The 26,074-nt window shown below is 50.2% G+C and carries 24 protein-coding genes, 1 pseudogene and 1 other annotated feature; of the genes and pseudogenes, 9 read left to right on the top strand and 16 right to left on the bottom strand.

The annotated features are described in order from the left end of the window. Positions 1-157: 157 nt before the first annotated feature. Together QOX26_RS10155 and QOX26_RS10150 are read right to left on the bottom strand one after the other, a co-directional pair. Positions 158-1,180, bottom strand: coding sequence for a substrate-binding domain-containing protein (locus QOX26_RS10155; RefSeq protein ID WP_283674861.1), 1,023 nt, complete (start codon positions 1,178-1,180; stop codon positions 158-160). Between the two features lie 373 nt (positions 1,181-1,553). After that, positions 1,554-2,579 (bottom strand): LacI family DNA-binding transcriptional regulator, encoded by a 1,026-nt coding sequence (locus tag QOX26_RS10150; protein ID WP_283674860.1) that lies wholly within the window; start codon positions 2,577-2,579, stop codon positions 1,554-1,556. Positions 2,580-2,843: 264 nt separating this feature from the next. On the opposite strand from QOX26_RS10150, the gene QOX26_RS10145 reads away from it, so the two are divergent. From QOX26_RS10145 to QOX26_RS10135, 3 genes are all read left to right on the top strand, one after another. After that, positions 2,844-4,505, top strand: coding sequence for a solute:sodium symporter family transporter (locus tag QOX26_RS10145; protein WP_283674859.1), 1,662 nt, complete (start codon positions 2,844-2,846; stop codon positions 4,503-4,505). Positions 4,506-4,695: 190 nt separating this feature from the next. Beyond that, entirely contained in the window at positions 4,696-5,712 is a 1,017-nt protein-coding gene (locus tag QOX26_RS10140) for a Gfo/Idh/MocA family protein (protein WP_283674858.1), read from the top strand. 18 nt (positions 5,713-5,730) lie between these two features. Next, positions 5,731-6,591 carry a sugar phosphate isomerase/epimerase family protein gene (locus tag QOX26_RS10135; protein ID WP_283674857.1) on the top strand — a complete coding sequence of 287 codons (861 nt, stop codon included), beginning with the start codon at positions 5,731-5,733 and terminating at the stop codon, positions 6,589-6,591. 74 nt (positions 6,592-6,665) lie between these two features. On the opposite strand, the gene QOX26_RS10130 is transcribed toward QOX26_RS10135, so the two are convergent. The 5 genes from QOX26_RS10130 to QOX26_RS10110 form a co-directional block, all read right to left on the bottom strand. Continuing rightward, entirely contained in the window at positions 6,666-6,968 is a 303-nt protein-coding gene (locus tag QOX26_RS10130; RefSeq protein ID WP_283674856.1) for a phage holin family protein, read from the bottom strand. Positions 6,969-7,125: 157 nt separating this feature from the next. Further along, a complete protein-coding gene (leuB, locus tag QOX26_RS10125; protein ID WP_283674855.1) occupies positions 7,126-8,202 on the bottom strand; it encodes a 3-isopropylmalate dehydrogenase in 1,077 nt (358 codons plus the stop codon). A 3-nt stretch (positions 8,203-8,205) separates the two neighbouring features. After that, positions 8,206-8,697: a 3-isopropylmalate dehydratase small subunit gene (leuD, locus tag QOX26_RS10120; RefSeq protein WP_283674854.1), complete on the bottom strand. Its 492-nt coding sequence runs from the start codon at positions 8,695-8,697 to the stop codon at positions 8,206-8,208. A gap of 15 nt (positions 8,698-8,712) precedes the next feature. Continuing rightward, on the bottom strand, positions 8,713-9,972 hold the full coding sequence (leuC, locus tag QOX26_RS10115; RefSeq protein ID WP_283674853.1) for a 3-isopropylmalate dehydratase large subunit: 1,260 nt from the start codon (positions 9,970-9,972) through the stop codon (positions 8,713-8,715). Positions 9,973-9,990: 18 nt separating this feature from the next. Beyond that, positions 9,991-11,529 carry a 2-isopropylmalate synthase gene (locus tag QOX26_RS10110; protein WP_283674852.1) on the bottom strand — a complete coding sequence of 513 codons (1,539 nt, stop codon included), beginning with the start codon at positions 11,527-11,529 and terminating at the stop codon, positions 9,991-9,993. A gap of 42 nt (positions 11,530-11,571) precedes the next feature. Then, positions 11,572-11,808 (bottom strand) — a binding site (T-box leader). Between the two features lie 146 nt (positions 11,809-11,954). Between QOX26_RS10110 and QOX26_RS10105 the strand changes: the two genes are divergently transcribed. The 3 genes from QOX26_RS10105 to QOX26_RS10095 are packed head-to-tail and all read left to right on the top strand — an operon-like array spanning position 11,955 to position 15,184. Then, positions 11,955-13,148, top strand: a complete 1,194-nt coding sequence (locus QOX26_RS10105) for a dicarboxylate/amino acid:cation symporter (protein ID WP_283674851.1) — start codon at positions 11,955-11,957, stop codon at positions 13,146-13,148. Positions 13,149-13,170: 22 nt separating this feature from the next. Continuing rightward, on the top strand, positions 13,171-13,743 hold the full coding sequence (locus QOX26_RS10100; RefSeq protein WP_283674850.1) for a phosphatase PAP2 family protein: 573 nt from the start codon (positions 13,171-13,173) through the stop codon (positions 13,741-13,743). Positions 13,744-13,753: 10 nt separating this feature from the next. Next, complete coding sequence (locus tag QOX26_RS10095; RefSeq protein ID WP_283674849.1) at positions 13,754-15,184, top strand: lipopolysaccharide biosynthesis protein; 1,431 nt, start codon at positions 13,754-13,756, stop codon at positions 15,182-15,184. A 48-nt stretch (positions 15,185-15,232) separates the two neighbouring features. On the opposite strand, the gene QOX26_RS10090 is transcribed toward QOX26_RS10095, so the two are convergent. The 3 genes from QOX26_RS10090 to ptsP all read right to left on the bottom strand — a co-directional run bounded on the left by QOX26_RS10090 (position 15,233) and on the right by ptsP (position 17,992). Beyond that, complete coding sequence (locus QOX26_RS10090; RefSeq protein WP_283674848.1) at positions 15,233-15,661, bottom strand: RrF2 family transcriptional regulator; 429 nt, start codon at positions 15,659-15,661, stop codon at positions 15,233-15,235. Between the two features lie 210 nt (positions 15,662-15,871). Further along, a complete protein-coding gene (locus tag QOX26_RS10085; RefSeq protein WP_283674847.1) occupies positions 15,872-16,087 on the bottom strand; it encodes an alpha/beta-type small acid-soluble spore protein in 216 nt (71 codons plus the stop codon). 192 nt (positions 16,088-16,279) lie between these two features. Continuing rightward, a complete protein-coding gene (gene ptsP, locus QOX26_RS10080) occupies positions 16,280-17,992 on the bottom strand; it encodes a phosphoenolpyruvate--protein phosphotransferase (protein ID WP_283674846.1) in 1,713 nt (570 codons plus the stop codon). A gap of 192 nt (positions 17,993-18,184) precedes the next feature. Here ptsP and QOX26_RS10075 point away from each other — a divergent pair, with 192 nt between their 5' ends. Then, the gene (locus tag QOX26_RS10075; RefSeq protein WP_283674845.1) at positions 18,185-19,480 is read left to right on the top strand and encodes a DUF1015 domain-containing protein; all 1,296 of its coding nucleotides are present in this window, start codon (positions 18,185-18,187) and stop codon (positions 19,478-19,480) included. Positions 19,481-19,500: 20 nt separating this feature from the next. Here the strand turns inward: QOX26_RS10075 and QOX26_RS10070 are convergent, their stop codons facing one another. From QOX26_RS10070 to QOX26_RS10050, 5 genes are all read right to left on the bottom strand, one after another. After that, on the bottom strand, positions 19,501-20,079 hold the full coding sequence (locus tag QOX26_RS10070) for a hypothetical protein (protein ID WP_283674844.1): 579 nt from the start codon (positions 20,077-20,079) through the stop codon (positions 19,501-19,503). Between the two features lie 77 nt (positions 20,080-20,156). After that, positions 20,157-20,519: a type II toxin-antitoxin system PemK/MazF family toxin gene (locus QOX26_RS10065; protein ID WP_283674867.1), complete on the bottom strand. Its 363-nt coding sequence runs from the start codon at positions 20,517-20,519 to the stop codon at positions 20,157-20,159. A gap of 154 nt (positions 20,520-20,673) precedes the next feature. Continuing rightward, on the bottom strand, positions 20,674-21,795 hold the full coding sequence (alr, locus tag QOX26_RS10060) for an alanine racemase (RefSeq protein ID WP_283674843.1): 1,122 nt from the start codon (positions 21,793-21,795) through the stop codon (positions 20,674-20,676). 21 nt (positions 21,796-21,816) lie between these two features. Continuing rightward, the gene (locus QOX26_RS10055; protein ID WP_283674842.1) at positions 21,817-22,362 is read right to left on the bottom strand and encodes a hypothetical protein; all 546 of its coding nucleotides are present in this window, start codon (positions 22,360-22,362) and stop codon (positions 21,817-21,819) included. Positions 22,363-22,399: 37 nt separating this feature from the next. Then, positions 22,400-23,251 (bottom strand): NAD(P)H-hydrate dehydratase, encoded by an 852-nt coding sequence (locus tag QOX26_RS10050; protein ID WP_283674841.1) that lies wholly within the window; start codon positions 23,249-23,251, stop codon positions 22,400-22,402. A 188-nt stretch (positions 23,252-23,439) separates the two neighbouring features. Here QOX26_RS10050 and QOX26_RS10045 point away from each other — a divergent pair, with 188 nt between their 5' ends. Further along, the gene (locus QOX26_RS10045) at positions 23,440-24,552 is read left to right on the top strand and encodes an ABC transporter ATP-binding protein (RefSeq protein ID WP_283674840.1); all 1,113 of its coding nucleotides are present in this window, start codon (positions 23,440-23,442) and stop codon (positions 24,550-24,552) included. A 67-nt stretch (positions 24,553-24,619) separates the two neighbouring features. Then, positions 24,620-25,471, top strand: coding sequence for a helix-turn-helix domain-containing protein (locus QOX26_RS10040; protein WP_283674839.1), 852 nt, complete (start codon positions 24,620-24,622; stop codon positions 25,469-25,471). Between the two features lie 106 nt (positions 25,472-25,577). Here the strand turns inward: QOX26_RS10040 and QOX26_RS10035 are convergent. Next, positions 25,578-26,069, bottom strand: a pseudogene (locus QOX26_RS10035) (sigma-70 family RNA polymerase sigma factor); the annotation flags it as partial. Positions 26,070-26,074: the final 5 nt, after the last annotated feature.

Here is a 26,074-nt window from a genome sequence, read left to right as displayed (position 1 = left end):
CCCTTGAGTGCGCGCACGCCCGGAAATTCCTTGACAATATCATGCATTTCCAGGATGTATTCTTCACTCATTGTCCCTCACCCCTTCTTCATTGAACGCCTTATCAGGAGGGAGCCGCAGCTCATGTACGGCTCCCTTCTCCTGTATTCGTGAAAAATCAGTCGTAATCCGCAACATTCTCGGCGGTAACAGGCTCAAACGGTACCCACAGCACAAAGCCGGTGTCGTCCTTCTCATAGCCCGTACCTTCGGAAATGTCCTTGCCGTTAATCAGGTTAGCAGCTGCAAGGATTGCGCCCTTGCCCTGACCAACCGGATCCTGGAATACGCTCATTGCCAGTTTGCCGTCCTTGACACCCTGACGACCATCCTTGGATGCATCAATGCCGACAATCGGCTTCTCAGCAGGGTCGATGCCCTTCTGCTCCAGTGCTTCAACAACACCCAAAGCCATTGCGTCGTTATTGGAGATGATGCAGTCATACTCGGTTGAACCGATGAGGGGGGTAAACTTATCCATCGCCTTGGCACGGTCAAAATCGCAGGCCAACGGCGCGGTTGCTTCGGCTGCATTGATTCCGGCGTCCTTGAGTGCCTTCAGCACAGACTCGGTACGCAGTGTGGTCGAGGTCTGGCCCAAAGTGCCGTTCAGCAAAATGTACTTAATATCGTTCTGGCCCTTGCCCTTGAAATACTCCGCCAGCCATTCACCCTGGAACTTGCCGGAGGTGTGTTCATCCGAGCCAACGTAGATGCAGTTTTCGTCCAGCACGCTCGGGTCGGAGGGATAACGGTTGACGAATACGACCGGCAGGTCGCCTGCCGCTTCCTTCATTTCACCTGCTGTTTCCGGGTCGACGAGGTTAATGATGATTGCGGATGCGCCGGCATTCTTCGCGGCTTCAATTTGCTGAAGCTGCTTTGCCGCGTCGTTCTGCGCATCCTGCGTTTCAAAGCTGACACCGCTCGGGCAGTTGTTTTTCGCACCTGCCTCCATTTCGCTCAGCCACTCATCGCGCAGCGCCATAATCATGGTGATTTTCTTGTCGCCGCCCGATGCCGCACCGCTGTCGGTCGCGCCGTCCGCAGAACCTCCATTGGTCGCACCGCCGCCGCAGCCGGTCAGCATACCTGCCATCATCGTTCCCGCCAGTAACATTGCAAACAGTCTCTTTTTCATGTTCTTCGTCCTCTCCTTCTTCTTTCTCGTTGATTTATAATCGAACACCAAACCAAATCAGTGTGCGAGTCACATGGAATTCTGAAAAATTTTGAATATCAAATTGATAATAATCTATCAAAAGTGTACATTCACCAGAAATTTCGGAACATGTTCACGTGAACACTCCTGATGCTGTGATTATAACAACACCATATTTGAATTGCAAGACCAATTTGCATATTTTGCTCAACTTTATGGAATATTGACAGATGTTGACCAGTCATCTTGTACAATATAAACCTTCTGCGTGTTCTCGTGCACACACGAATAAAATAACACCGCCCTCCGAAAAAACTTTCGTAGAGCGGCGATAACCTTCTATATATTGCTTTTAGACATTATATCGATTGCGAATATCAATATTTGTTAACATATATTCCGTTTGGGGCCTTGTCCCCGTCAACACATAATCCAGCAAAATCTCAAGGGGTTTAACCGCCTGACTGTGTGCGTCCTGATCAATCAAGAAGTCGATGAGTCCTGCCCGGGCAAAACGTACATTTGCCGGTGTGCAGTCATGTCCGATAACACGCACCTTGCCTTGCAAGCCCAGTTCCTGCAAGGCGGCACAGCCGCCCTCCGGCCCTCCGGCAGAAAAATATAAGCCGTGCACCTCTGGGTTTTCTTTCAGCACACGCAGCACAATTTCTCGTGCAATTGCACCGCTATCACTGCATCGCTCAAGCGGCAGCAATTTAATTCCGGGATATTCTGCACGAATTTCAGCACTAAACCCGTCAATTCGCCTTTGCTGTGACAGATTTGATACGTATCCCGTCACCATAAGCACCGTGCCGATACCGCCGAGTAAAATATTCATCAGACCTGCACAAGTTCGCCCACTCAAATAGTTATCCTGTCCTACGTAACACAGGCGACGCGAACCAGGCATATCAGTATTGAATGTTACCACAGGAATGCCGACTGCAAAGAGTTCATTAATGCGATCACATATCCGATCATCTTCAACAGGAGTTAACGCAATACCATCTACCTTTTCGCGTTCCAACTCATCCAGAAGTCGTAGCTGTTCCCCCAAATCTATGTTATTCGTGGTGTAGACGAGCAGTTCGGCTCCCATCTCCTGTATGTGCGGACGCGCCCTTTCAATTTCCGATAGTACTGTAGACATGAATGCAGTTTCCACAGACTGGAGCACAACGCCGATTCGCAGCGAGCGCTTTGTTCGTACCAAGAGGCTGCCCGCGCGGTTCGGTCGATATCCCAATTCGTCAGCAATTTTTCGAATACGCTCAGCAACTTCGGGGTCTACGCGACCTCGATTATTTAATGTTCGATCCACAGTGCCACGTGAGACACCGGCCAACTTCGCAATTTGCTCCTGTGTTACTGCCATTTTTCAGGCCCTCCAAGATGTAAATGATACGCCTCTTATGTGCAATGCACGCAAGACTTATTAGTAGTATAATACGTATTCTTTCATTTGACAAGAGCTAAAGATTTTTCCTTATTGTCGAATTAACTAAAAGGCAACACACTATTTTGGTCATTCTTCCATCTTGTCTCAATCTCGCACCCATGTTATTGTAATAAACGCAAGGTGCGTTCACGTGCACGCCGCACCGATTCATTATTTACAGTATCGGCAAAGGAGTATCTCATGCAATTTTTTAATTCACTGGCGTGGATCGCCATCTCCTTTCTGTTGTTCACCGTTATGGTTGCGGTCATTTCCAGCTGGAAGACCCGCGGCGATAACCTTGACACTGCAGAAGGTTATTTTCTCGCAGGACGAGGCCTGCCCGGAGTCGTGATCGCCGGATCACTTCTGCTCACCAATCTTTCCGCCGAGCAGCTGGTCGGACTAAACGGACAGAGCTGGAAAACTAATATGGGTCCAATCGCCTGGGAAGTTGGTTCCATGTTCACCCTTCTTGCGCTCGCCTACTATTTTCTTCCCAGATTTCTGAAAATGGGTGCCATGACTATCCCGTCGCTGATGGAAGAGCGGTATGGCCGCGGCACCAAGACGATGTTCTCTCTAATTATCGTCATCATGTATTCTATCCTCAATCTGCCGGTTATTTTATATTCCGGCGCCGTTGTATTCGAGCAGATTTTTGATATTTCCGGCATTTTGGGTGTTTCTAAATTTGCTGCCGTCGCAGGACTTTGTGTCATTGTTGGTATTGTAGGCGGCTGTTATGCAATTTTCGGTGGTCTAAAAGCTGTTGCAGTATCGGACACCATCAATGGTGTCGGCCTGATTATCGGCGGCTTGATGATTCCCTTTCTCGGATTTGCTGCACTATCCGCCGCAACCGGTGGCAATGGCATTCTGGATGGCGTTCGATACATTATTGAGGCAGATCCTACAAAACTCAACGCAATCAATGCATGGAATGCACCCGAACCTCAGGTTCCATGGCCGCTGCTGATTACCGGTATGTTTTTCAATAACTTGTACTGGTGGTGCACCAATCAGTCATTTGTACAACGCTCCTTAGCAGCAAAGAGTTTGAAGGAAGGCCAAAAGGGCGCGATTTTCTGCGGTTTCCTCAAGTGCCTTGGTCCCCTGTACCTTGTTGTTCCGGGAATTATCGCGTTCTATTTGCCGTCCATTCAGGACAAACTGGCAGCTGCTGGCTCTTCCGCGATTGACTTTGCGTACCCCGCGCTGATTGCAGAAATCGTCCCGAAGCCTGTCATGGGCTTCTTTGCCGCAGTCATGTTCGGCGCGATTTTATCTTCCTTCAATTCGGTGCTGAATTCGGCTTCAACTATGTTTACGCTTGATTTGTATCGTTCAACAATCAATCCGAAGGCTTCCGATATTAAATGTGTTCAGGTCGGCAAGATTTACGGCACAATTGCGGGTTGCATCTCAATTGTTGTGGCTCCCTTTGTCATGTATGCCAACGGCATCACAACTTTCTTGAACTCAATGAGTCAGTTTGTGTCGCTTCCCGTGCTGTGCACTATTCTCGGCGTATTCATGTTCAAACGCTTACCCAAGTATGCGCCCAAGGTGATTACCGTGTTCCACGTTGTCTGTTATGCGTTCTTTTTGTTGCTGAAGCCGTGCTATCCCGGCGCAAGCAATCCTATTCACTACTTATACGCCATGGCGGTTCTCTTTCCCATCGAACTGGCAATCATGTGGTGGCTCAATAAATATCGTGCAGGTGAGTATTACGAAATTCACGATGTCGGCGCGGTCGATCTGACGCCTTGGAAGTACCGACATATTGTATCGATTGTCGGCATCGTACTCGCGATTGGCATTTATATTCTGTTTTCACCTCTCGGCATTGCTGCGTGACCGTGCACACTAAAATTTACAATTTTTCTGACCCTCATTTATTCACGTTGACAAAGTTTAAATTTTTTTCAAAAAATGCTTGTGTTCACGTGAACACAAGCCTATAATAAGGGCATCGAAGGCGCCGCGGATTTATAATCTCCGTGGATTGCCAAAACTCATATCTATATTTTGAGAAGGAGAATCTATCATGGGAAATCTGAAAATCGGCGTTGTAGGCTGCGGCGCAATCGGCCGCGAACATATTAATCGTCTGGCACACAAACTGCAGAACAGCGAAGTTGTTGCAGTAATGGATGTATTTGAAGAAGGCGCTAAGCGCGGTGCTGCTATGGCCGGCGAAAACTGCCGCATCTATACAGATGTTGCATCCATTGTAAACGACAGCGAAGTGGATGCCATCGTCGTCACAACACCGGGTTTTGCGCACAAGGAAGCCGTTATGGCTGCTGTAAAGGCCGGCAAGCCGGTGTTCTGCGAGAAGCCGCTGTGCACAACCGCGGCTGACTGCAAGGAGATCGTAGAAGCGGAAATTGCCTCCGGCAAGCACCTCGTTCAGGTTGGCTTCATGCGTCGCTATGACCGTGGCTACAATCAGGTGAAGGAACTGCTTGACGGCGGCAGCTTCGGCAAGCCGCTGGTAGTCAAGTGCACACACCGTGCTATTTCGGTTGACGATTCCTACTCTACCGAAATGGCGGTTACGGATACCGCAATCCATGAAATCGACTGCCTGCATTGGTTGCTGAACGACGACTGGGCCAAGGTACAGGTCATCACCGGCGCAAACACCAAGAATGCACATGAAGGCCTGATGGATCCGCAGGTAATGATTATGCAGAGCAAGACCGGTGTAACGGTTATCCTCGAAGTTTATGTCAACTGCAAGTTCGGATATGACATTAACTGTGAAGTCGTATGTGAAGAAGGCGTTATCAATCTCCCCTGCCCGTCCTTCCCGACCGTTCGTAAGGACTGTGCAATCTCCACTGCAATCGAGCAGAACTGGATCCTTCGTTTTATTGATTCCTATGATGTGGAACTTCAGGACTGGATCAGCAGCGCACTGAAGGGCGAAGTAAACGGCCCGACCGCTTGGGATGGCTATATTGCTGAAGTGACCGCAGATGCTCTTGTTGCGGCACAGAAGTCGGGCAAGATGGAGGAGGTTTCTTTCGGCGATACCCCTGCATTCTATCAGAAGTAAGAAAAGGAGCAAACAATTATGAAAATCGGATTTAACGAAGGCTGCAACCGTTTCTGCAAGGATCATTCTGTTATGAAAGATCTTGAACTGTGCGAGAAGTACGGTTTTGACTACATTGACATCCAGTCTGAGTGCCTGAACCGCGATCTGGAAGCCGGCAAGTATACGCTGGAGGAGATGGGCAACTGGTTCCAGACTCATCATCTGAAGATGCTTTCCTATAACGCACTGATTTTCTTTAATATGAAGCAGACACAGCAGGAAAAGGATGCAGTGATGGCTGAGCTTGACGAAATTATTCGCCGCTGCAACATCCTCGGCTGCAAAATGATTGTTGTTGTACCTTCCATGGACCTCAACGTTCACGCGACTGTCGGACAGATTAAGGATGATGCTGTAGCGGTACTTAAGGAAATGGTCAAAAAGGTTGAGCCGTACGGCATCAAGCTGAGCCTTGAATTCTGCGGCTGCCCCACCATGTCCATCAACCGTTTTGAGTATGCTTATGACATCGTAACGGCGGTTGGCTCCCCTCTCGTCGGCATTACCCTTGACCAGTACCACTTCCACGCAATGGCATCTCAGTGGGAGACGCTGGAGAAAGCAGACGGCAAGAAGATTTTTGTCTGGCATCTCAACGGCATGGAAGATATGCCCTGCGGCGCAGCTTACAACAATGACGAAAAGCGCCTGTGGCCCGGTGAAGAGGGTGACTGTCTCGATCACAAACGCTATGCTGACACCCTTAAAAAAATTGGCTTTGAAGGCGATGTCTGCACGATTGAAGTATTCCGCCCCGCTTACTATGAGCTGTCGCAGGAAGAAAACGTCAAGAAGGCAGCCGAGGTTACCAAGGCGCACATCGCAAAGTACTGTTAATTACCCTCTCCTATTTTGTATTCAAAAGAGCCAAGGCAAGTCTTTCAGCTTGCCTTGGCTCTTTGCAAATTATTTTACCCTTTATCTGAACAATTACAGGAATTCCAATGCTTGATGACCTCATTTGTGTACACCGACATGCCGGTACACAGTACGCCCTGTACCACACCATCATATATTGCGGCAGCCAGATTCGCATATTCCGAAAATCGCGCTAACACAGACAAGCATGCCAATCCTACGCCGCAAACAGTCAGCACGAACGGTATCCACTGGTTGGGAAACTTTTTTAACGCCTTCAAGCCACAGCCGAGACAATACAAAACGGCAACGAGTATGGCATAATCCGGCTTAATAAACTGCGACACTTCTTGCATTTGCGTACCCCCTGATTGGTGCATGCCAAGGCAAAACACAACTTCCCTTTTTATATATGTCCCGAAACCGGGCGAAAGAACAGAGGGGGCATTCTTTTCACATCCAAAAACAACAAGGCGAAGACTCTGTCAAATCGAGTCTTCGCCTTGTTCTATTTTATAGTGCGCTGCGAATCAACTGCCCCATTTCGGCAGTAGAACAGACTTCTTCGCCCCGAGCCGCGATATCGGCTGTGCGATGGCCGGCATTCAGAACCGTTGTAACCGCATTCTCAATCGCCGCTGACTCGCTCATCAGCCCAAAGGAATAACGCAGCATCATTGCGCACGACAGAATCGTCGCAATCGGGTTGGCAATGCCCTTGCCCGCAATATCGGGAGCTGATCCATGAATCGGCTCGTACATGCCCTTTCCGGTTTCGTTCATCGAGGCCGAAGGCAGCATGCCAATCGAACCTGTAATCATAGATGCTTCATCCGACAGAATATCGCCAAACAAGTTACCCGTTACAATGACATCGAACTGACCCGGATTGCGGACAAGCTGCATCGCACAGTTATCCACGTACATATCCGTATAGTCCACCTCGGGATATTCATCCTTAATACGGTGCATTGTCTCACGCCAAACACGGCTGGTTTCCAACACATTTGCTTTGTCAACCGAGCAAACCTTCTTGCTCCGCTTCATTGCCATTTCAAACGCGCGGCGGCCGATTCGCTCCACCTCATAGGCAGAGTAATTCATATCATCCGCGCCAACCACGCCCCAGCCGTTTTCGCTTTCACGGCGGTAGTGCTTACCGAAGTAAACATCGCCGGTCAGCTCACGGCAGACGAGAATATCAAAGCCGTCACCGATGATTTCCGGTTTGATGGGGCATGCATCGGCGAGCGCTTTGTGCATCTGCGCCGGGCGCAGATTCACGAACAGACCCAAAGCCGCGCGCAGGCCAAGCAGCGCCTTTTCCGGACGCTTTTCGCTGGGCACATCGTCCCATTTCGGGCCGCCAACCGCACCAAGCAGCACCGAGTCGGCAGCATTACAAATATCGATGGTTTCCTGCGTCAGCGGTACGCCATTTGCGTCGATTGAGCAGCCGCCCGCAAGAACTTCCTTAAACTCGAAGGCGTGCCCAAACTTTTCGCCAATCACATCAAGCGTTTTCATGGCCTCCGTGACAATTTCAGGTCCGATTCCGTCACCCTTGACCACTGCGATATTGTACTTCATCGCTCATTCGCCTCTTTCCTTGAGCGACTTCAACAGGCCGCCCGCTTTGATGATGCTCTGGATAAACGGAGGAAAGGCCGCCGCCTGATACGTCTCACCCTTTGTGATATTTTGAATCACACCGGTATCAAAATCGACCGCGACTTCGTCGCCTGCATCAATACCGTTTGCCGCGGCCTCGCATTCGAGAATCGGCAGACCAATGTTGATTGCATTGCGATAGAAAATACGCGCAAACGAACTTGCAATGACACATGAAACGCCGTTTTCCTTAATCACTAGCGGCGCATGCTCACGAGACGAGCCGCAGCCAAAGTTTTTGGTCGCTACAATCACGTCGCCGGGCTGAACCTTGTTGACGAATTCGGTATCGATGTCTTCCATCGCATGAGCGGACAGTTCCTTGGGATCTGCAATGTTCAGATAGCGCGCCGGAATAATTACGTCCGTATCAACGTTATCACCGTATTTAAAAACCTTGCCTTTTGCATTCATCGTTCTGTTCCTCCCTTACAGCGCTTCGGGCGCACAAATGTAGCCCGCGACAGCCGAAGCCGCCGCAACCGCGGGGCTCGCCAGATAGATTTCCGAGGTCACATGACCCATACGGCCGACAAAGTTACGGTTGGTCGTTGCAACGGTCTTCTCTCCATGCGCCAAAATGCCCATATAACCGCCCAGGCAAGGGCCGCAGGTCGGAGTAGAGAGCACTGCGCCGGCCTGAATGAAGATTTTCGCAAGACCTTCCTCGATACACTGCAGGTAAATCGACTGGGTCGCCGGAATGACAATCGTGCGAACGCCCTTGGCAACATGACGATCCTTAAGAATCGCAGCCGCAACGCGCATATCCTCGATACGTCCGTTCGTGCACGAGCCAATAACCGACTGATTGATTTCAATTCGCTCCAATTCATCAATCGTCTTCGTGTTTTCCGGCAGGTGTGGACAGGCAATCGTCGGACGCAGCGTATTCAGGTCAATGACATAGGTCTCATCGTAGGCAGCATCCGCATCGGCCGATGCGATATTCAGCGTGCGATTCACACGGCCGTTCATATATTTCATGGTTTTCTCGTCAACCGGGAAAATACCGTTCTTCGCACCGGCTTCGATAGCCATGTTGCAGATTGTAAAGCGATCATCCATCGAAAGCGCAGCAACGCCCTCGCCGGCAAACTCCATCGAACGATACAGTGCGCCATCCACACCAATTTTGCCGATAATATGCAAAATCACATCCTTGCCCGATACATCCGGCTGCAGTTTGCCCTTCAGCTCAAATTTAATAGCGGACGGCACCTTGAACCAGGCCTTACCCGTTGCCATGCCGGCAGCGAGGTCGGTCGAACCAACACCGGTCGAAAATGCGCCAAGCGCGCCGTAAGTACAGGTGTGGCTGTCCGCGCCGATGATGAGTTCGCCCGCGGCTACCAAACCTTTTTCGGGGAGGAGCGCATGCTCGATGCCCATTTCACCCACATCAAAAAAGTTAACAATTTGATGCTTTTTAGAGAATTCGCGGCACTCAAGGCACTGCTCCGCCGACTTAATGTCCTTATTCGGCACGAAGTGATCCATGACAAGTGCAATCTTCGTGTTGTCAAACACCGTTTTAAATCCAGCCTTCTCCATTTCTCGAATGGCAACAGGGCCTGTAATGTCATTTGCAAGTGTCAAATCGACGTTCGCTTCAATCAGTTGTCCTGCCGAAACGCTCTCCAATCCCGCGTGATGCGCGAGGATTTTTTGGGTCATTGTCATTCCCATGATTATTTATCCCCCTAATCAGTTCAGAAAGTACTTGTTGATGCCGTTGACGTAGGCCTTAATCGAGGCTTCAATTACGTCGGTCGACACGCCGCGGCCGGTCACCATATCGCCATCGTCGATTACAATCTTAACGATTGCTTCCGCCTGTGCGTCCTCGCCGTCGGTCATAGATTTGAGAGAGTAGTCCTCAAGCACAATTTCCTTGCCAACGATCTTGTTGATCGCACGATATGCTGCATTAATCGGGCCGTCCGAAGCCGCAACGCGCTCGCAGGTCTCGTCGCCCTTCTTCAACCGGATGACGGCAGTCGAAGTAATTGAATTGCCTGAATTGATAACAAAGTTGTCAAGTGCGTAGCGTTCCTCGCCCGAAACCGGTACAACACCGATGAGCGCTTCCAAATCGCGATCCTTGATGACTTTCTTCTTATCCGCTAATGCCTTGAACTTAGCAAATACCTTATCGAGTTTCTCTTGATCGAGCGCATAACCCAGCTCGCGCAGACGATCCTCAAACGCATGACGACCCGAGTGCTTGCCCAGTACAATGGCGTTTTTCGGAATACCAACCGATTCAGGTGTCATAATCTCGTAGGTTTCCTTGTTTGCCATCACGCCGTGCTGATGGATACCCGACTCATGCGCAAACGCATTTGCACCGACAATCGGCTTTGTCGGGGAAACTGGTACGCCCGTAATCGTCTGAATCATACGGCTCGCGCGGTAAATCTGTGTCGTATCAATCTTACAATCAATTCCAAAGAAGTCCTTACGGGTTTTGAGTGCCATCACGCATTCTTCCATTGACGCATTACCCGCGCGCTCGCCAATGCCATTAATCGTGCACTCAATTTGGTCGATGCCTGCCTGCACGCCGGCCAGCGAATTGGCAACCGCCATTCCTAAATCATTGTGCATGTGGCAGGACAGGATGACGTTTTCAATTCCCGGCGTATGCTCGCGCAGATAGCGGACGCGGGCAGCGTACTCTTCAGGGGCCATGTAACCCACCGTATCAGGAATGTTCAGCGTGGTCGCGCCTGCTTTGATGGCAGCCTCGAACGCGCGACACAGAAAGTCAAGATCGGATCGAGTCGCATCTTCTGCCGAGAACTCAATATCCGGGCAGTATTTTTTGGCGTACGCCACATTGTGAGCAATGGACTCCAGCACCTGCTCCGGCTTCATTTTCAGCTTATACTCCATATGCAGCGGAGAAGTAGCCAGAAATACGTGGATGCGGGCGGAATCTGCCATACGGATGGCGTTCCATGCGGCATCAATATCCTTTTCGACGCAGCGGGCGAGCGAGCAGATGGTGGAGTTTTTCACCGTATCTGCAATGGCGGCAATGGCCGCCGCATCACCCGGCGAAGCAATAGCAAAGCCGGCTTCAATGATGTCAACACCCAGTGACTCCAGTTCCTTGGCAACTTCGATTTTTTCGTTCAGGTTCATGCTGCAGCCGGGAGATTGCTCGCCGTCACGCAGTGTTGTGTCGAAAATTTTGATGGTGCGTTCCATAGTTTTGTCCTCTCTTTCTGATGTTACCATGTGTTTTTAGGGACAAAAAAAGCTCCGTCCCTTAACCCGAAAGTAAGAGACGAAGCGAAAGCTCCGCGGTACCACTCTTGTTGCCGGAAAGCCGGCCACTCGTGCGCATCAAACAATGCGTCTCCCCTGTAACGGAGGGCATCCGATCATACTTACCAGTGTTTCCACCTTCAGCAGACAGCTCCTGGGCGAGTTTCATCACGTTTTGCCACTGTCTTACACCAACCGACAGCTCTCTGCGGACATCCGGCAATTACTTTACCCATTCATCACTTTGTAATATGTACCTATATTATCCTTTGCCAGCCGACTTGTCAAGTCCTTTTTGCAATTTTTCCGTTTGTTTTCCCTATCCATAACCTTGAAATAGAGCGAATTTTCTGGTATAGTGGTTAGGCTGATTGTATAAAGGAGAGTATGTAAATTTGAAACATTTCGGTTTATTAGCAAGATTAATCACCGGCATTGTGTTCGGAACGCTGCTTGGACTGTGCGGCGGGTGGTTCGGCATTTCAGAATCAGTCGGCTTTGTTTCCGTTGTACGGCTGCTGACTACCTTTTCCTCGCTTTTCTCAAGCTTTCTGTCGTTTATGATTCCGCTGATTATTGTATCCTTCATCACGGTGGGTTTAGCGGAACTGGGCAAAAAGGCCAATCGCCTATTTGGCATCACCCTGCTGCTCGCTTATGGGACAACCGTGATTTCCGGTTTCGTGGCGTTTTTTATCGGCAAGGCTGCACTGCCAATGCTGATTCAACCTATCTCGGGCCATGTATTAGAGGCGAATGCATTTGAACCGTTCTTTTCCATTGAGATTCCGCCACTGTTCGGTGTGATGACCGCGTTGATTCTCGCCTTTACGTTAGGTATCGGCATGGCGAATATTAAGGGTTCTTCCCTGCTCGGTGTGTGCCGTGATTTACAGAAAATCGTTACCGGTGTGCTCTCTCGCATCATTATTCCGCTGATTCCGGTGCATATTGCCTGCCTGTTCTGCAGCATTGCGGCCGAAGGCCGCATCTTTGCAACGGTCAAAATGTTTGCTTCGCTGTATGTCATTATTCTGGCATTGCAGCTGCTGTATATCTTGTCTCAATTTGCTTTGGCAAGCGCAGTTTGTCGCAAAAATCACTTTAAGAGTATGAAAAACGTTGCACCCGCATATTTCACTGCGCTTGGCACACAGTCTTCTGCCTCCACCATCCCAGTTGCGCTTGGCTGCGCCTACAACAATGATGTGGAAGAGGATGTAGCAGATTTCTGCATTCCGCTTTGCGCGACCATTAACCTCAATGGCGACACCATTTGTCTCGTTCTTGGCGCAATGGGTATCATGATTGCGAGTGGTCTGACTCCGTCATTTTCCATGTTCGCCCCCTATATTATGATGCTCGGCGTGACCATGGTAGCCGCACCCGGCGTTCCCGGCGGCGGTGTGATGGCGGCGCTTGGCCTGATTTCTTCCATGCTCGGCTTTACGCCTGCGATGCAGCAGCTTATTATTGCGCTGCACTTCTCGCAGGACAGCTTCGGCACGGCGACCAATGTCACCGGCGATCAGGCAATTGCACTGATGGTAAACCAATTTGATCATATGCAGGAACGTAAAAACTCATAAATCCGAAAGGACCTGACAGCAAATGGACGTCTTACTTGACATTATTCACACCTTTGACTATGATATCCTGTTACAGATCTCCAGTGCTTGGAGAGGCGGCGCTTCGGATTCATTTTGGGCCCTTATTACCGCGCTTGGTGATAAAGGAATCCTCTGGATTGTTCTGGCCATTGTGCTGCTCTGTTTTCGAAAAACGCGCCGTGCAGGCGTTGCTGTTTCCTGTGCGCTGTTACTGGGCCTGCTCGTCGGAAACGTGTGGCTCAAAGAAATGATTCAGCGCCCGCGCCCCTTTGTGACGCACGATGACTTAATCGCTTTGGTCGATCCGGGGGATCGATGGTCCTTCCCGTCAGGGCACGCCTTATCGTCCTTCGCCGCTGCAACTGCGCTGTGTTATCATTGGCGCTGGGCGGGCATTGCCGCCTATTTGCCTGCCGCGATGATTGCTTTTTCCCGTCTGTACGCCTGTGTTCATTATCCGACCGATGTGCTCGGCGGTGCGGTGATTGGCGCACTGTGCGGCTTTGTCGCTGCGTGGGTCACCGACCGCTTAATTGACCGCTGCCATACCATCCGTTTGCGCAAGGGCGCGTAAAGGAGTATTCATGAACCAGTACAAGCGTCTGTTGAACAACACCTTTATCTTTGCAATCGGTACGTTCAGTTCCAAACTGCTCGTATTTTTCATGATGCGGTTTTACACCGGCATACTTGCGCCGGATGAAATGGGCGTTGCCGACCTTATCATGAAAACGACCAACATTCTTTATCCTATTGTATCTGTCTCCATTGGTCAGGCGGTCATTCGGTATGGATTGGAAAAAGCGCATCGCAAGGATGAAGTATTCTCCATCGGCATTGTGACGGTGCTTTGCGGCTTTTTAATTTCGCTGCCGTTCTCGCCGATTCTCAACCTCGTCCAATACAAGACTTCGTCAGGCGGCGCACATTCGCTGATGCCCTATGCCTATTTGATTTACTTGTATGTCCTGACTTCCTGCCTGCAAAATGTTTGTAGCCAATTCATTCGCGCCAAGGGCATGGTCAAACTGTATGCAATTGATGGCATCTTCCGCACGATGATGACCATTCTTTTCAACATTTTGTTTCTTGCTGTATTTGAATGGAGCATCTTTGGCTATGTTTTTTCGGTCATTTGCGCCGATGCACTGTCTTCTGTTTGCTTAATCTTAATTGCAAAACTCTGGAGATTTTTCAGCTTTCGCAAACTCAACACACACCTTTGGAGAAGCATGCTGCAATATGCACTGCCGCTTGTTCCGGCAGCCATTCTTGTATTTGTCATCGGTTTTTCCGATCAGATGTTTCTGGCCCGGTTTCGTGATACGGCAGAAAGCGGTATTTATTCTGTTTCTTACAAAATACCTACATTGATTAGTCTGGTGGCTTCCATTTTTGTGGATGCATGGCAAATCTCAAGTATCAATGACAATAGCCATAAGGAACAGGTGCATTTTTTCTCAAATGTAGGCAACGCTTACGCCTCCATCGTGTTCATTGTCGTATCCGGTGGCGTGATGTGCTCCAAACTTGCGATGAAACTGATTGCAGCACCAGATTATTATATCGGATGGACCTTCATTCCCCTGCTTGCTCTCGGTGCGGGATTTTCCTGTCTATCTAGCTTTCAAAACAGCGTTTATATGCTTGAAAAGCGCACCTTCCCTTCCTTCATGAGCACAGCGTTTTCAGCCGTACTCAACTTGACGCTCAACTACATTTTCATCCATCCCAATTTACTCAACATGGGTGGTAACGGCGCAGCACTTGCTACGCTCATCAGTTATTTCTTCCTCTTCCTTTATCGCGCATTAGACAGCCGCCGCTTCATGCCGGTGCGTTGGAAGCTGCCGCGTCTGGTAATCACCGTAGCCCTTACTTCGCTTCAGGCGGCGCTCATGCTGCTTGAACCGCCATTCTGGCTGATTTGGCAGCTGCTGCTCTTCTGCTTGGTCTTTTTGATTAACTGCAAAGAACTGCTGCGCGGCGCGAAAAGAGTGCTCCATCGAGCATAAACAGGCATAAAAAAAACGGACGATACATGTATCGTCCGTTTTTATTGCTCAAATTGAAAAATCCAGCACTTTGCCGCGATTAATGAGGTCTTCCAATGTAGTGGCATCCACATAAGCGTTGATGACATCAAACAGGCCTCTCCAAAAATCGAGTGTAATGCATTCCCCTGCGCGATCACACTCAATAGGGTCATTTTCAAGGCAGGCAACTGGCGCAAGCGATCCTTCGGTGATACGTAAAATATCGCCCACCGTATATTCATTGGGTGTCTTTGCAAGTTGATATCCGCCCTGTGCACCCCTTGTAGAGCGAACGAAACCCGCACGCGAGAGTTGAACGACAATCTGTTCCAAATACTTCGCTGAAATTTCCTGACGCTTGGAAATATCCCGCAGCGGCACATAAATACCGACATCTTGCTGTGCCAAATCAATCATAAGGCGCAGAGCATATCTTCCTTTTGTTGAAATTTTCATGTTCAAACTCCTTTCTTCTGTTATACCATAGATTCAGTATGAATTCAAGTGCAAAATGTTTTTTTGAAGACCATGATTTTTACCGACGCTTTGCAAAACATGTAATTTACCCATCTATCTTGATGTGCACGATAGGAGCGTTTTTAAGACATAGGAAAAGCGCTGTTTTCGTGATTATTTACACGAAAACAGCGCTTTTTTATGGGTTAATTAGCCCTGACCAGCCAGCTTCTGCTCATAGGATTCAATCATTTTCTTAACCATCTGACCACCGATCGAACCTGCCTGACGAGAAGTCAGATCGCCGTTGTAACCCTGCTTCAGGTTTACGCCAACTTCGGCAGCAGCCTCCATCTTGAAGCGATCCATAGCGGCGCGAGCTTCGGGTACCATACCCTGATTGGAACCATTGTTCGTAGAAGTCATTGTTTTTCTCTCCTTTTCAATTGGTTGTTTGGGTTTTGCTGATAGTATCTTGTGCGGAAAAGCGCCGTATATAACTTGTACATTCTGTGTACTATGGCAAATGCTGAGCAAAATGTTTGATTCAAGATTTGATTTCATTTTTCAAGAAAAACAGGCAGCTTCTACATAGAAACTGCCTGTTTTGTATTGATATTAATCCATCCAAGCAGAGAAAATTTCTTCTGCTTCGGTCGCATTCGGTGCTTCCAACAGCTTGTCAGCCAGTTGCTTGCACTGTTCAAAGGTAACAGCCGCCAAATCCGCTTTTGCGGCGAGCATGGCCGCCGCCGACATAGACAGATTTGTAATACCTAAACCGCAGAGAATAGGCGCAAATCCCCTCGTACCTGCCATCTCACCGCAAACGCCAACCTCTATGCCGGCTGCATTACCGGCCTGCGCTGTCATTTTGATAAGCCGCAGCACACCCGGATGCAGAGGACGATATAGATACGAAATTTTTTCATTGATTCGATCCACCGCACAGGAATACTGAATGAGATCGTTGGTGCCGATTGAGAAGAAATCAACTTCCTTGGCCAGCACGTCCGCCATGACGGCTGCAACCGGAATTTCGACCATAATACCGACCTTTACATTTGGCTCAAAATCTACGCCTTCTACCCGCAGTAAATCCTTTGCCTGCTGCAGCACATGCTTTGCGTTGCGAATCTCTTCAACCGACGAAATCATCGGGAACATAATGCGCAAATCACCAAATCGAGCCGCACGCAGCAGCGCACGCAGCTGCGTGAGAAACAGGTCGGTTTGGCTCAAGCAAATACGGATGGCACGATAGCCAAGAAACGGATTCTGCTCTTTCTCAAGTCCCAGTGCCGGCACTTCCTTATCGCCACCGATGTCCAAGGTACGAATAATGACCGGCTTGCCCGCCATTGCCTGACAAGCTTTCTTATATGCCTCAAACTGTTCTTCTTCACTGGGCAAATCATTTCGATCCATAAAAAGAAACTCCGAACGGAACAGGCCAACGCCCTCGCCGCCCAGTTCGGCAACACGCACCGCGTCGTCCGGCGTGCCGATATTGCCTTCTATAATGATACGATGCCCGTCTGCGGTAGCCCCCTCTTTTTCTTTATAGGCTGCCAGCATGTGCTTGCGCTCATCCGCGGCCTTCTTCTTACCTTCAAACACCGTTAACGTCTCTGCGTCAGGCAGCACGATAATTTCACCCGAACCGCCGTCCAGCAGAAGTTCGATGCCGTCAGCAATATCATCTGCCTTGTCGCCCATGCCAGCCACTGCCGGAATGCCCATTGATCGCGCCATAATCGCCGAATGGCTGGTTCGCCCGCCAACGCGCGTAATAAACCCGACCACCGGCTTTGTGCCGATTTTAGCCGTATCTGACGGCGAAAGGTCATTGGCCACAATGATGCAGGGTTCGTTGATCGCATCAATCTGATTGTCAGCAACGCCCTTGAGCACCTTTAATACGCGTTGCGAAATATCTCCAATGTCGGCAGCACGCGCCTGCATGTATTCGTCATCCATTGAACGGAACATTTGTTGAAAATTTTCACAGTTGCAGAAACATGCGTATTCCGCACTGATTTTCTCGTCCGCAATCAGTCCGGTCATACCTTCGACAAAATCAGGGTCTTCCAACATCAGCAGATGCGCGTTAAAGATTTCCGCCTCTGCCTCACCAATTGTTTTTGCAGTTTGGTCACGAAGCGATTCAATTTGTTTTTTTGCAGCTTCCACGGCATCTGTTATGCGCTTTTGTTCTGCCACAACGTCGGTAATGCTCTCTTTGATGACTGTCAGATCGACTTCACGAATGACCAGCGCTTTTGCATGCGCCAATCCTTCCGAAACGCCGAGCGCCTTGATACGAATCATCTTTTTATCCTCCCGCCACTTGTAATTCTTTACTAAAAGCTTAAGAATAGTGTACGCTATCTTGATGCACTATGTCAAGCAGCGGCAAACGTTTTCAAAAAATGTTACGGAAATTTAAAATTTTCCGTGCTGCTTCGCTAAAATTCTGTTATAATAATCCCAATCCAACAACCGCAAGGAGGAACGACAACGATGGCAAACCGTTGCACACATGTACCAGAAATTATGATGCCCCAAGCGGGCACCGACCTTTCAAAATGGGCTGTAATCGCCTGCGATCAATATACCTCGCAGCCGGAATACTGGGCCGAATCCGATCGTATCGTCGGCAGCGCTCCGTCTACCCTGCGTTTGACCCTGCCTGAAGTTTATCTCGAGGACAGCGATGTAGAAACGCGCACTGCGCAGATTCATCAGACCATGCAGCACTATCTGGCGAGCGGCACACTGACTCAACTGCCTGCCGGTTTTGTACTGACTGAGCGTTTTTCAGGCGGGTCGTGCCCGCGGCGTGGCCTTGTACTGTCGGTCGACCTGGAAGCTTATGAATATAAGCCCGGCTCTCAGTCGCCGATTCGCCCTACGGAAAAAACAGTCATTGAGCGTATTCCACCTCGCCTCAAGGTGCGTCAAGGCGCTTCTCTGGAACTGCCCCATATTATGATTCTGATTGACGACCCCGACCGCACCGTCATCGAACCGCTGTTTGACAAAACCGATTCGTTTTCTAAGCTGTATGACACCGACTTAATGCAGGGCGGTGGTCACATCAACGGATGGTTCATCCCGCAGGGTGCCGAAACCGATGCAATCGAGGGCAAGCTGGAAGCACTGTGCGATCGCTCTACCTTCAACAAGAAATATGGCTGCACCGATGAGCAGGCGCTTTTGCCATATGCAGTCGGTGATGGCAACCACTCGATGGCAACGGCCAAGGCTTATTGGGAAGAAATTAAGCAAGATCTGTCAGAAGCCGAAATGGCCGATCACCCGGCGCGCTATGCACTGGTTGAGGTGGTCAACATCCATGATGAAAGCTTGATTATTGAGCCGATTCATCGTGTAATGTTTCATGTGGACGCAGACGATTTGCTGACTTCAGCCATCGCCTTTTTCAAGGATAATGGATGCGAAGCTTCTCTTTCCGAAGGCGGCGCGCATGCATTCCCCTATTGCACGCAAACATCCAGAGGTGTGCTGAGCGTTAATAGTCCCAAGTGGGCAATCCCGCTCGGAACACTGCAAGCTTTTCTGGACCATTATCTGGAACAGCATTCCGAGGTCAAGATTGACTATATTCATGGTGCAGATGTGGTGGAAAGCCTTGGAACACAGCCGGGCAATATGGGATTTTTCCTGCCGGATATCGAGAAAAAGGATTTGTTCCGCGGCGTTATTTTTGACGGCGTACTTCCCCGCAAAACCTTCTCTATGGGCGAAGCGCACGAAAAGCGCTACTACATGGAGGCAAAGAAAATCATTAAGTAAATAGAAAGAGGACGCAGTCATCAGACTGTGTCCTCTTTTTTAATCTGCACAACCGCCTGCCCATCAGTCACCTTGGCCAACACAAACACAGGCGCCAGGGCAAACGGCTGATCTGATGCAAACGCACAGCGCAGTATGATTTCCCCGCTGTTTTGTGTAGTCTGTACCGCTGACAGATTGATAAGCGAATCAAGTATGGTATCACCGGTCCGGATATGCTCCGGCTCTTCACTACGGCTTGGCTCCGGCATTGTTTCCGATTCCAGCAATGAATTTTCCTGCTTTGATTCAGTAGTAGGCAGCGGTACAGCGATTGGTGAACAGCCGTCAGACAAATAAAACCCGCTTGGCGGCAGTTCCATACAGCCTGCGGTTTTCAGCATTTCACGTGATAGGTGGCGCGTCAGTGTTAATCTCCCTGCCTTTGGCTCAGGCAGACCGATGAGCAATGGCTCACCCGCTGTCAGGCCATAGCACCGCAACAGTGTCAGCGGGTCGCAGGGCTGCGCACAGTCAACCGTCACCTGCACGCCGTACGCATCCGGCTCCCAATCGATTTTTCCGACCTCTCGTTCATCAAACATTACTGCCGCACGCAATTTACCCACCTCCGCACATAAAAAGACGCGTATCCCGATACAGTAGGATACGCGTCTTGTGCTTTATATATGACTATTCAGTCCTGTACAGCGCCCAAGCCAAAACTGACGGCCAGCGCTTCATCAACATGTCTCATCGCGTCTTCATCCAGCGAGCCCATTTTCTCGCGCAGACGTTTTTTATCCAGCGTTCGAATTTGTTCTGCCAGAATGATGGAATCACGCGTCAAGCCAAAATTGGGAGCGCCCAGGGTAATATGCGTTGGCATTTTGGCCTTATTGATCTGGGACGTGATCGCCGCAGCAATAACCGTAGGGCTATAGCGGTTTCCCACGTCGTTTTGGACAATAAGTACCGGACGAATGCCACCCTGCTCGCTGCCGACCACAGGACTGAGGTCGGCATAATAAATGTCTCCTCGTTTGATGCCAGTATCCACTTGGTTCACACTCCGATGAAATAGATTTGCAGCGGTTACCCCTGCAACTCTATTTTTCCCACACGCCCCATATTTATAACATGGCATGTGAAAAACTTACGTCGAAAAGGCTTCAGCCTTTCCGCTTCATCCTATGTTGAGTGTCAGCCAAATGTCAATCCAGATAGAAGCGCGGCACGCGATGGCTCATTGCGCACAGTACCTCGTATGAAATCGTACCCGCTGCATCGGCTACATCGTCTGCTGTCAGCTTGTCCGTGCCAAAGATTATGACTTCATCACCGCGGCGAACCGTTACACCGTCGGGAATCTGCGCCATGCACATATCCATGCAGATACGCCCCAAAACCGGAGTCTTCACCCCGTCTATCAAAACATGTGCCTTGCCGGAAGCGGTGCGAAAATACCCATCCGCATAGCCGATGGACAATACCGCCACTCGGGTCGTCTCGCGCGTTTCATAGGTTCTGCCATAGCTGATTGTAGTTTCTGCCGGAATATCGCGCACCTGAATGACACGCGCTTTTACCGTCATAGCAGGATGCAAATCCAGTACAGGCGGTACCGAAGCGTCCGGGCGATACCCATACAGAATGATTCCGGCACGAGCCATGGTGCAGTGCATTTTTTGATGATGCTGGATTGCTCCGCTATTCGCGCAGTGGCGCAAGGGCAAATTCAACCCGCCCGCGGCCAGTCCGTCGCATACATCCTTGAAGCGACGATATTGCAGGGCAGTGTAAGACGTGCCGGATGGTACATCCGCAACCGCAAAATGCGTAAATATCCCCTCTGCCTGCAGGCCGGGGAGCTGAGCGAGCGAAAGAATTTCCGCAACCGTCTGCCGGAACTCCCACGAAGGGAAGCCGAGCCGCGTCATTCCGGTGTCCAGCTTGAAATGAACCGTCAGCTGCTGTCCGGCTCGCACGGCGGCAGCGGAAAGCAATTCCGCCGTTTCACGGTCGTAAATCGGCGCGGTGATATGTTGTTTGACCGCCTCATCCATATCAGCCGCGTCGATATACCCTAAAATGATAATCGGTGCTTGAATACCATTTTCGCGCAATTCGATTGCTTCACTCATGGTTGCGACCGCAAAATAGGGCGCACCCATTTTTTCCAGTCTCTTTGCCACCGGAACTGCGCCGTGGCCATATGCATTTGCCTTGACAACCGCCATGACCGGCGATTTCGCCCAATCACAGATTACCTGATAATTATGTTCAATTGCGCGTAGGCTGATTTCCGCCCACGTGCGATGCTGATTTGCTTCCATCGTTTTCTTTCATCCCCGGTTTTATGTAGATTGGTAGCTTGTGAACTGAAGCGTCAATACACACACTTTATCAGCATACAGTTCGGCACAGACGGGCTGTTTCCCATCCGCTGTCAACCATATTTGCTTGCCGACAGCGCCTTGTTCGTCTTCGCTGTCATAGCGCAGTACGAGCAATTTCTGACCCTTGACCTCTTCAGTCCATTGTTGGGTGGGCGCATCGTCCCGCAAGTCGCAAAGCAGTCCGAACAGCGCATCTGCCGGCGTCAGCCCGCTGCGCTGCGGCATGGCATCATCCAGCTTGGTGTTATCATATTGCAGCGTAAACGCTCCGCTGTCTTTGCCTGCTATTGTTCCGCTAATCCCTGCGAGAGACTCCGGTGCTGTAATGACGAATTGATCGCTATCTTCTTTATTATAAACGTAGTGGACCTCGTATTCCAGTACATCTTTTTCAAAATTGGATAATATTTTAACGTGCGCCGTGAAACCGTTCAGTTCATTCCAATAGGTGCGCACATCGCCATCATCAGCCGTTGACGTACGTCCGCAACCGCAAATAAGCAAAAAGCAAGCCAAAACAAGGCCAATTTTTCGTTTCAGATCACCACTCCCTTGAATTATACCGTTTGAGTATCCGCGGCAGGCGCTCCAGCATGTCAGTCGGCGTCATTCCATATTCTGAAAGCTCATTCGCCGCAAGATCCCCTGCTCTGCCATGCAGCCATGCCGCTGCGCAGGCTGCGTCCTGTGCCTGTAATCCTTGACCGCAAAGGGAAACCAACATACCCGCAAGAACGTCACCGCTGCCCCCTTTGGCCATGCCGGGATTGCCCGAATGATTTCGATAAGCTGTCCCGTCAGGCGTGTGCACCGTTGTTTGATGTCCTTTGAGCAGCACAACACAGCGATTGCTCTTTGCAAAAGCAGCAGCCTCTTCCCCCTGCGATACTCGAGCAAACTCCCTGACATGCGGAGTCAGCACCACCGGCTTTGCTGCCTGTCTCAATATATCCTTATGCGCAGCAATCGCATTTATGCCGTCTGCATCAAGAACAATCTGGCACGACGCATGCGTAATCAACGCGCATACCAGTTTCCGAATATCCTCAGATTGTCCCAAGCCGCATCCAATCAGCATCGCGTCCGCTCGCTCGGACAAATGAAGCAGACTCGGAAGGGCATCCAGTGACACGAGTCCATTCTCATCGCATGGCAGCGCACGGACGACCGGCTCGTTCAGCTTGGCCGCAAGGACAGGCCAAGCGAATCGACTCGTCGCCAGTGTAACCACACCGCTGCCCATACGCACCGCTCCCTGCGCGGAAAACCACGCCGCACCGGGGTACATCCCGCTGCCGCAGACACACAGCACGCGGCCAAAGCTGTTTTTATCACTTTCGGGATCCCGTGGACGCAAATGTGCATCAACCCATTCCTGATTGATTTCAATCATAATGTCATCCCCTTTTCTTTCGTTTAGTATATCACAGGGCTCACATTTTTGCCATGCCGCGAAAGACATCAATATTTTTATTCCAATATCAATATAATACTATTGATACTCATAATAAAGCGATATATACTAAGAATAACAAAACAGAAGATCATTATTTTACATGATATGAAAAGAGGTCATCCATCATGGCAAACATCTCGCTTCGCGGTATTAAAAAGGTGTATCCGGGTAATGTCGAGGTCATCGACAACCTGAATCTCGAGATCAAGGACAAAGAATTTATCATTTTAGTCGGTCCTTCCGGCTGCGGCAAGTCGACCACACTGCGTATGATTGCAGGTCTGGAAGAAATTTCGGGCGGCGAGCTCTACATCGGTGACAAACTGGTCAATGATGTGCCCCCCAAGGATCGCGATATTGCAATGGTGTTCCAGAACTATGCGCTTTATCCGCACATGACTGTTTATAAGAATATGGCCTTCGGCCTGTCTCTCCGCAAAGTGGACAAGAAGGTTATCGATCAAAAGGTGCATGAGGCCGCTAAAATCCTCGACATCGAGCACCTACTCGATCGCAAGCCCAAGGCGCTTTCCGGCGGTCAGCGCCAGCGTGTCGCGCTCGGTCGTGCCATGGTGCGTGACCCAGCGGTTTTCCTGCTTGACGAGCCGCTCTCCAACCTTGATGCCAAGCTTCGTACACAGATGCGTACCGAGATCACCAAGCTGCACAAAAAGCTCGACACCACCTTTGTCTATGTTACCCATGACCAGACAGAAGCGATGACGATGGGCGACCGTATCGTCGTAATGAAGGATGGCATTATTCAGCAGGCAGATACGCCGCAGAACCTCTACGATTCTCCCTGCAACATGTTTGTAGCCGGGTTTATCGGATCTCCCCAGATGAATTTCATCGATACGACCATTTCGCAAAAGGGCGATCAATATTTCGCCGACTTCGGTCCCTATTCGATTCCGATTCCGCAGGGTCGCGGCGGCGCCGAAGTGTTCGGCAGCTATGTCGGCAAGTCGGTAATGATGGGTATCCGCCCCGAGGATCTGCACGGCGAACCCGCCTTCCTGGATGCATCCAAGGAGAGCGTAATCGAGATGGACGTTGATCTGGCTGAGCTGATGGGTGCTGAAATCTATCTGTATGGCACATGCATCGGTACTTCGCTGACCGTCCGTACACCTGCCCGCATTCAGGCACGCACAGGAGATAAAATCCGCCTTTCGATTGACACAAATAAAATGCATCTATTCAATAAGGAAACCGAGCAGGTCATCAGCAACTGATGTCATCTGCATTGAGGGCTGCTTCCATCCGGTGGCAGCCCTCTTCCTGCACAGAAAGGAACGTTCCATGGAAAGCCGTCATCTGACCCTGCCCGCGCCACCGCCCGCTGCCGCAAGATATGCACACCTGCCACTGTGCGGCGTGCAGCATGTTTCATCCGGTCAACTGGCAACGCTGCCGTTTATGCGAAACGGTTTTTTAATTGCAGGCGTCTGCTCGGGCAGCTTCTCTTTTTCCTATGAAGAGCAGAGTTTTGCTCTCTCCTCCGGCGCCGCGGCAGCTTTTCCCGCCACTGGCATTGTTCCCTTGCTTGCCGAACAGGAATCCGAACTGATTTATGGCGTTCTAACAGGCGAAGCCGCCGACACCCTATTGGGCGAGACCTTACGGACGAGCGTCTATTTTCCGCAGGGCAGTGCGGCGCTTGCCGAGTGTCTGTTGCCGATTTTCCAAACTGACGATATGGACACAGCTTGTGACGGTGCCATAATTTCTGCGACGGCATACGGATTGCTGCTCCGTCTGTATGGTGCAAGTGCGCAGCCGGATGGTCAAAGCGCCTATCCTCCCCTAATTTGCGACGCGCTTGCGATGCTGCAGGAGGAATTCGTCTATTTATATGGTATTGAAGATCTGGCTGATCGTCTGGGTGTATCTGCACCACATCTCATCCGTCAGTTTACCCGATCGGTCGGTATCACACCGGGGCGATACCTTACACATCTGCGGATTGAGTATGCCAAGCTTGTGCTGCGCGGCGGGGAAACATCCATTGAAGCGGTTGCCGCTTCTGCGGGTTTTTCCGGCGCAAGTTATTTTGGCAAGGTGTTCCGCCGCGAAACCGGCATGACGCCACGTCAGTACGCTGCAACTACATCTGCCATTCGCAGTGAAAAAGTGGATGCGATTTATTTATAAAGCAAACACCTGAAAAAAAAGAAAGCACCGCTGCCATAGGACAACGGTGCTTTCATATTGTTTTCTCGACTCGACAAGGGTAAATTAAATCCGATTGGCAGTTGTGTTACATCTGTTTCCTGATGTGCGCGAGTGCACCTTTTTCCAATCGTGAGACCTGCGCCTGCGAAATCTGAATTTCGTCTGCAACCTCCATCTGTGTGCGGCCTTCAAAAAACCGCAGATGCACGATTTTTTTCTCACGATCGGACAAACTGTCAATAGCCTCTCGCAGTGCGATTCGTGCCAACCACTGCTCGTCGGTGTTTTTTTGATCTCCGACCTGATCCATCACACATACCGTATCCGTGCCGTCGTGAAAAACCGGCTCAAACAGTGAAACCGGATCGAGAATCGCATCCAATGCGAACACGACCTCCTCCTTTTTTACACCCATTGCTTTTGCCAGCTCTACAATATCAGGTTCGCGCTGGTGCTCACGGATGAAGCTTTCTTTCGCCTGAAGCGCTTTATACGCTGTATCGCGCAGCGAACGGGATACACGCAGCGCACTGTTATCGCGTAGGTAGCGTCGGATTTCACCAATAATCATCGGGATGAATG

The organism is Butyricicoccus sp. Marseille-Q5471 (assembly GCF_951230135.1).
In the GTDB taxonomy this organism is placed as follows: Bacteria; Bacillota; Clostridia; order Oscillospirales; family Butyricicoccaceae; genus Agathobaculum.
The sequence above is the reverse complement of the archived record's forward strand: the minus strand, read 5'-3'. Positions and strand labels throughout refer to the sequence as shown.

Excerpts from the sequence above, each read along its gene's own strand:
- QOX26_RS10155 (WP_283674861.1), bottom strand. The coding sequence starts at position 1,180 with ATGAAAAAGAGACTGTTTGCAATGTTACTGGCGGGAACGATGATGGCA.
- QOX26_RS10150 (WP_283674860.1), bottom strand. The coding sequence starts at position 2,579 with ATGGCAGTAACACAGGAGCAAATTGCGAAGTTGGCCGGTGTCTCACGT.
- QOX26_RS10145 (WP_283674859.1), top strand. The coding sequence starts at position 2,844 with ATGCAATTTTTTAATTCACTGGCGTGGATCGCCATCTCCTTTCTGTTG.
- QOX26_RS10140 (WP_283674858.1), top strand. The coding sequence starts at position 4,696 with ATGGGAAATCTGAAAATCGGCGTTGTAGGCTGCGGCGCAATCGGCCGC.
- QOX26_RS10135 (WP_283674857.1), top strand. The coding sequence starts at position 5,731 with ATGAAAATCGGATTTAACGAAGGCTGCAACCGTTTCTGCAAGGATCAT.
- QOX26_RS10130 (WP_283674856.1), bottom strand. The coding sequence starts at position 6,968 with ATGCAAGAAGTGTCGCAGTTTATTAAGCCGGATTATGCCATACTCGTT.
- leuB (WP_283674855.1), bottom strand. The coding sequence starts at position 8,202 with ATGAAGTACAATATCGCAGTGGTCAAGGGTGACGGAATCGGACCTGAA.
- leuD (WP_283674854.1), bottom strand. The coding sequence starts at position 8,697 with ATGAATGCAAAAGGCAAGGTTTTTAAATACGGTGATAACGTTGATACG.
- leuC (WP_283674853.1), bottom strand. The coding sequence starts at position 9,972 with ATGGGAATGACAATGACCCAAAAAATCCTCGCGCATCACGCGGGATTG.
- QOX26_RS10110 (WP_283674852.1), bottom strand. The coding sequence starts at position 11,529 with ATGGTAACATCAGAAAGAGAGGACAAAACTATGGAACGCACCATCAAA.
- QOX26_RS10100 (WP_283674850.1), top strand. The coding sequence starts at position 13,171 with ATGGACGTCTTACTTGACATTATTCACACCTTTGACTATGATATCCTG.
- QOX26_RS10095 (WP_283674849.1), top strand. The coding sequence starts at position 13,754 with ATGAACCAGTACAAGCGTCTGTTGAACAACACCTTTATCTTTGCAATC.
- QOX26_RS10090 (WP_283674848.1), bottom strand. The coding sequence starts at position 15,661 with ATGAAAATTTCAACAAAAGGAAGATATGCTCTGCGCCTTATGATTGAT.
- QOX26_RS10085 (WP_283674847.1), bottom strand. The coding sequence starts at position 16,087 with ATGACTTCTACGAACAATGGTTCCAATCAGGGTATGGTACCCGAAGCT.
- ptsP (WP_283674846.1), bottom strand. The coding sequence starts at position 17,992 with ATGATTCGTATCAAGGCGCTCGGCGTTTCGGAAGGATTGGCGCATGCA.
- QOX26_RS10075 (WP_283674845.1), top strand. The coding sequence starts at position 18,185 with ATGGCAAACCGTTGCACACATGTACCAGAAATTATGATGCCCCAAGCG.
- alr (WP_283674843.1), bottom strand. The coding sequence starts at position 21,795 with ATGGAAGCAAATCAGCATCGCACGTGGGCGGAAATCAGCCTACGCGCA.
- QOX26_RS10050 (WP_283674841.1), bottom strand. The coding sequence starts at position 23,251 with ATGATTGAAATCAATCAGGAATGGGTTGATGCACATTTGCGTCCACGG.
- QOX26_RS10045 (WP_283674840.1), top strand. The coding sequence starts at position 23,440 with ATGGCAAACATCTCGCTTCGCGGTATTAAAAAGGTGTATCCGGGTAAT.
- QOX26_RS10040 (WP_283674839.1), top strand. The coding sequence starts at position 24,620 with ATGGAAAGCCGTCATCTGACCCTGCCCGCGCCACCGCCCGCTGCCGCA.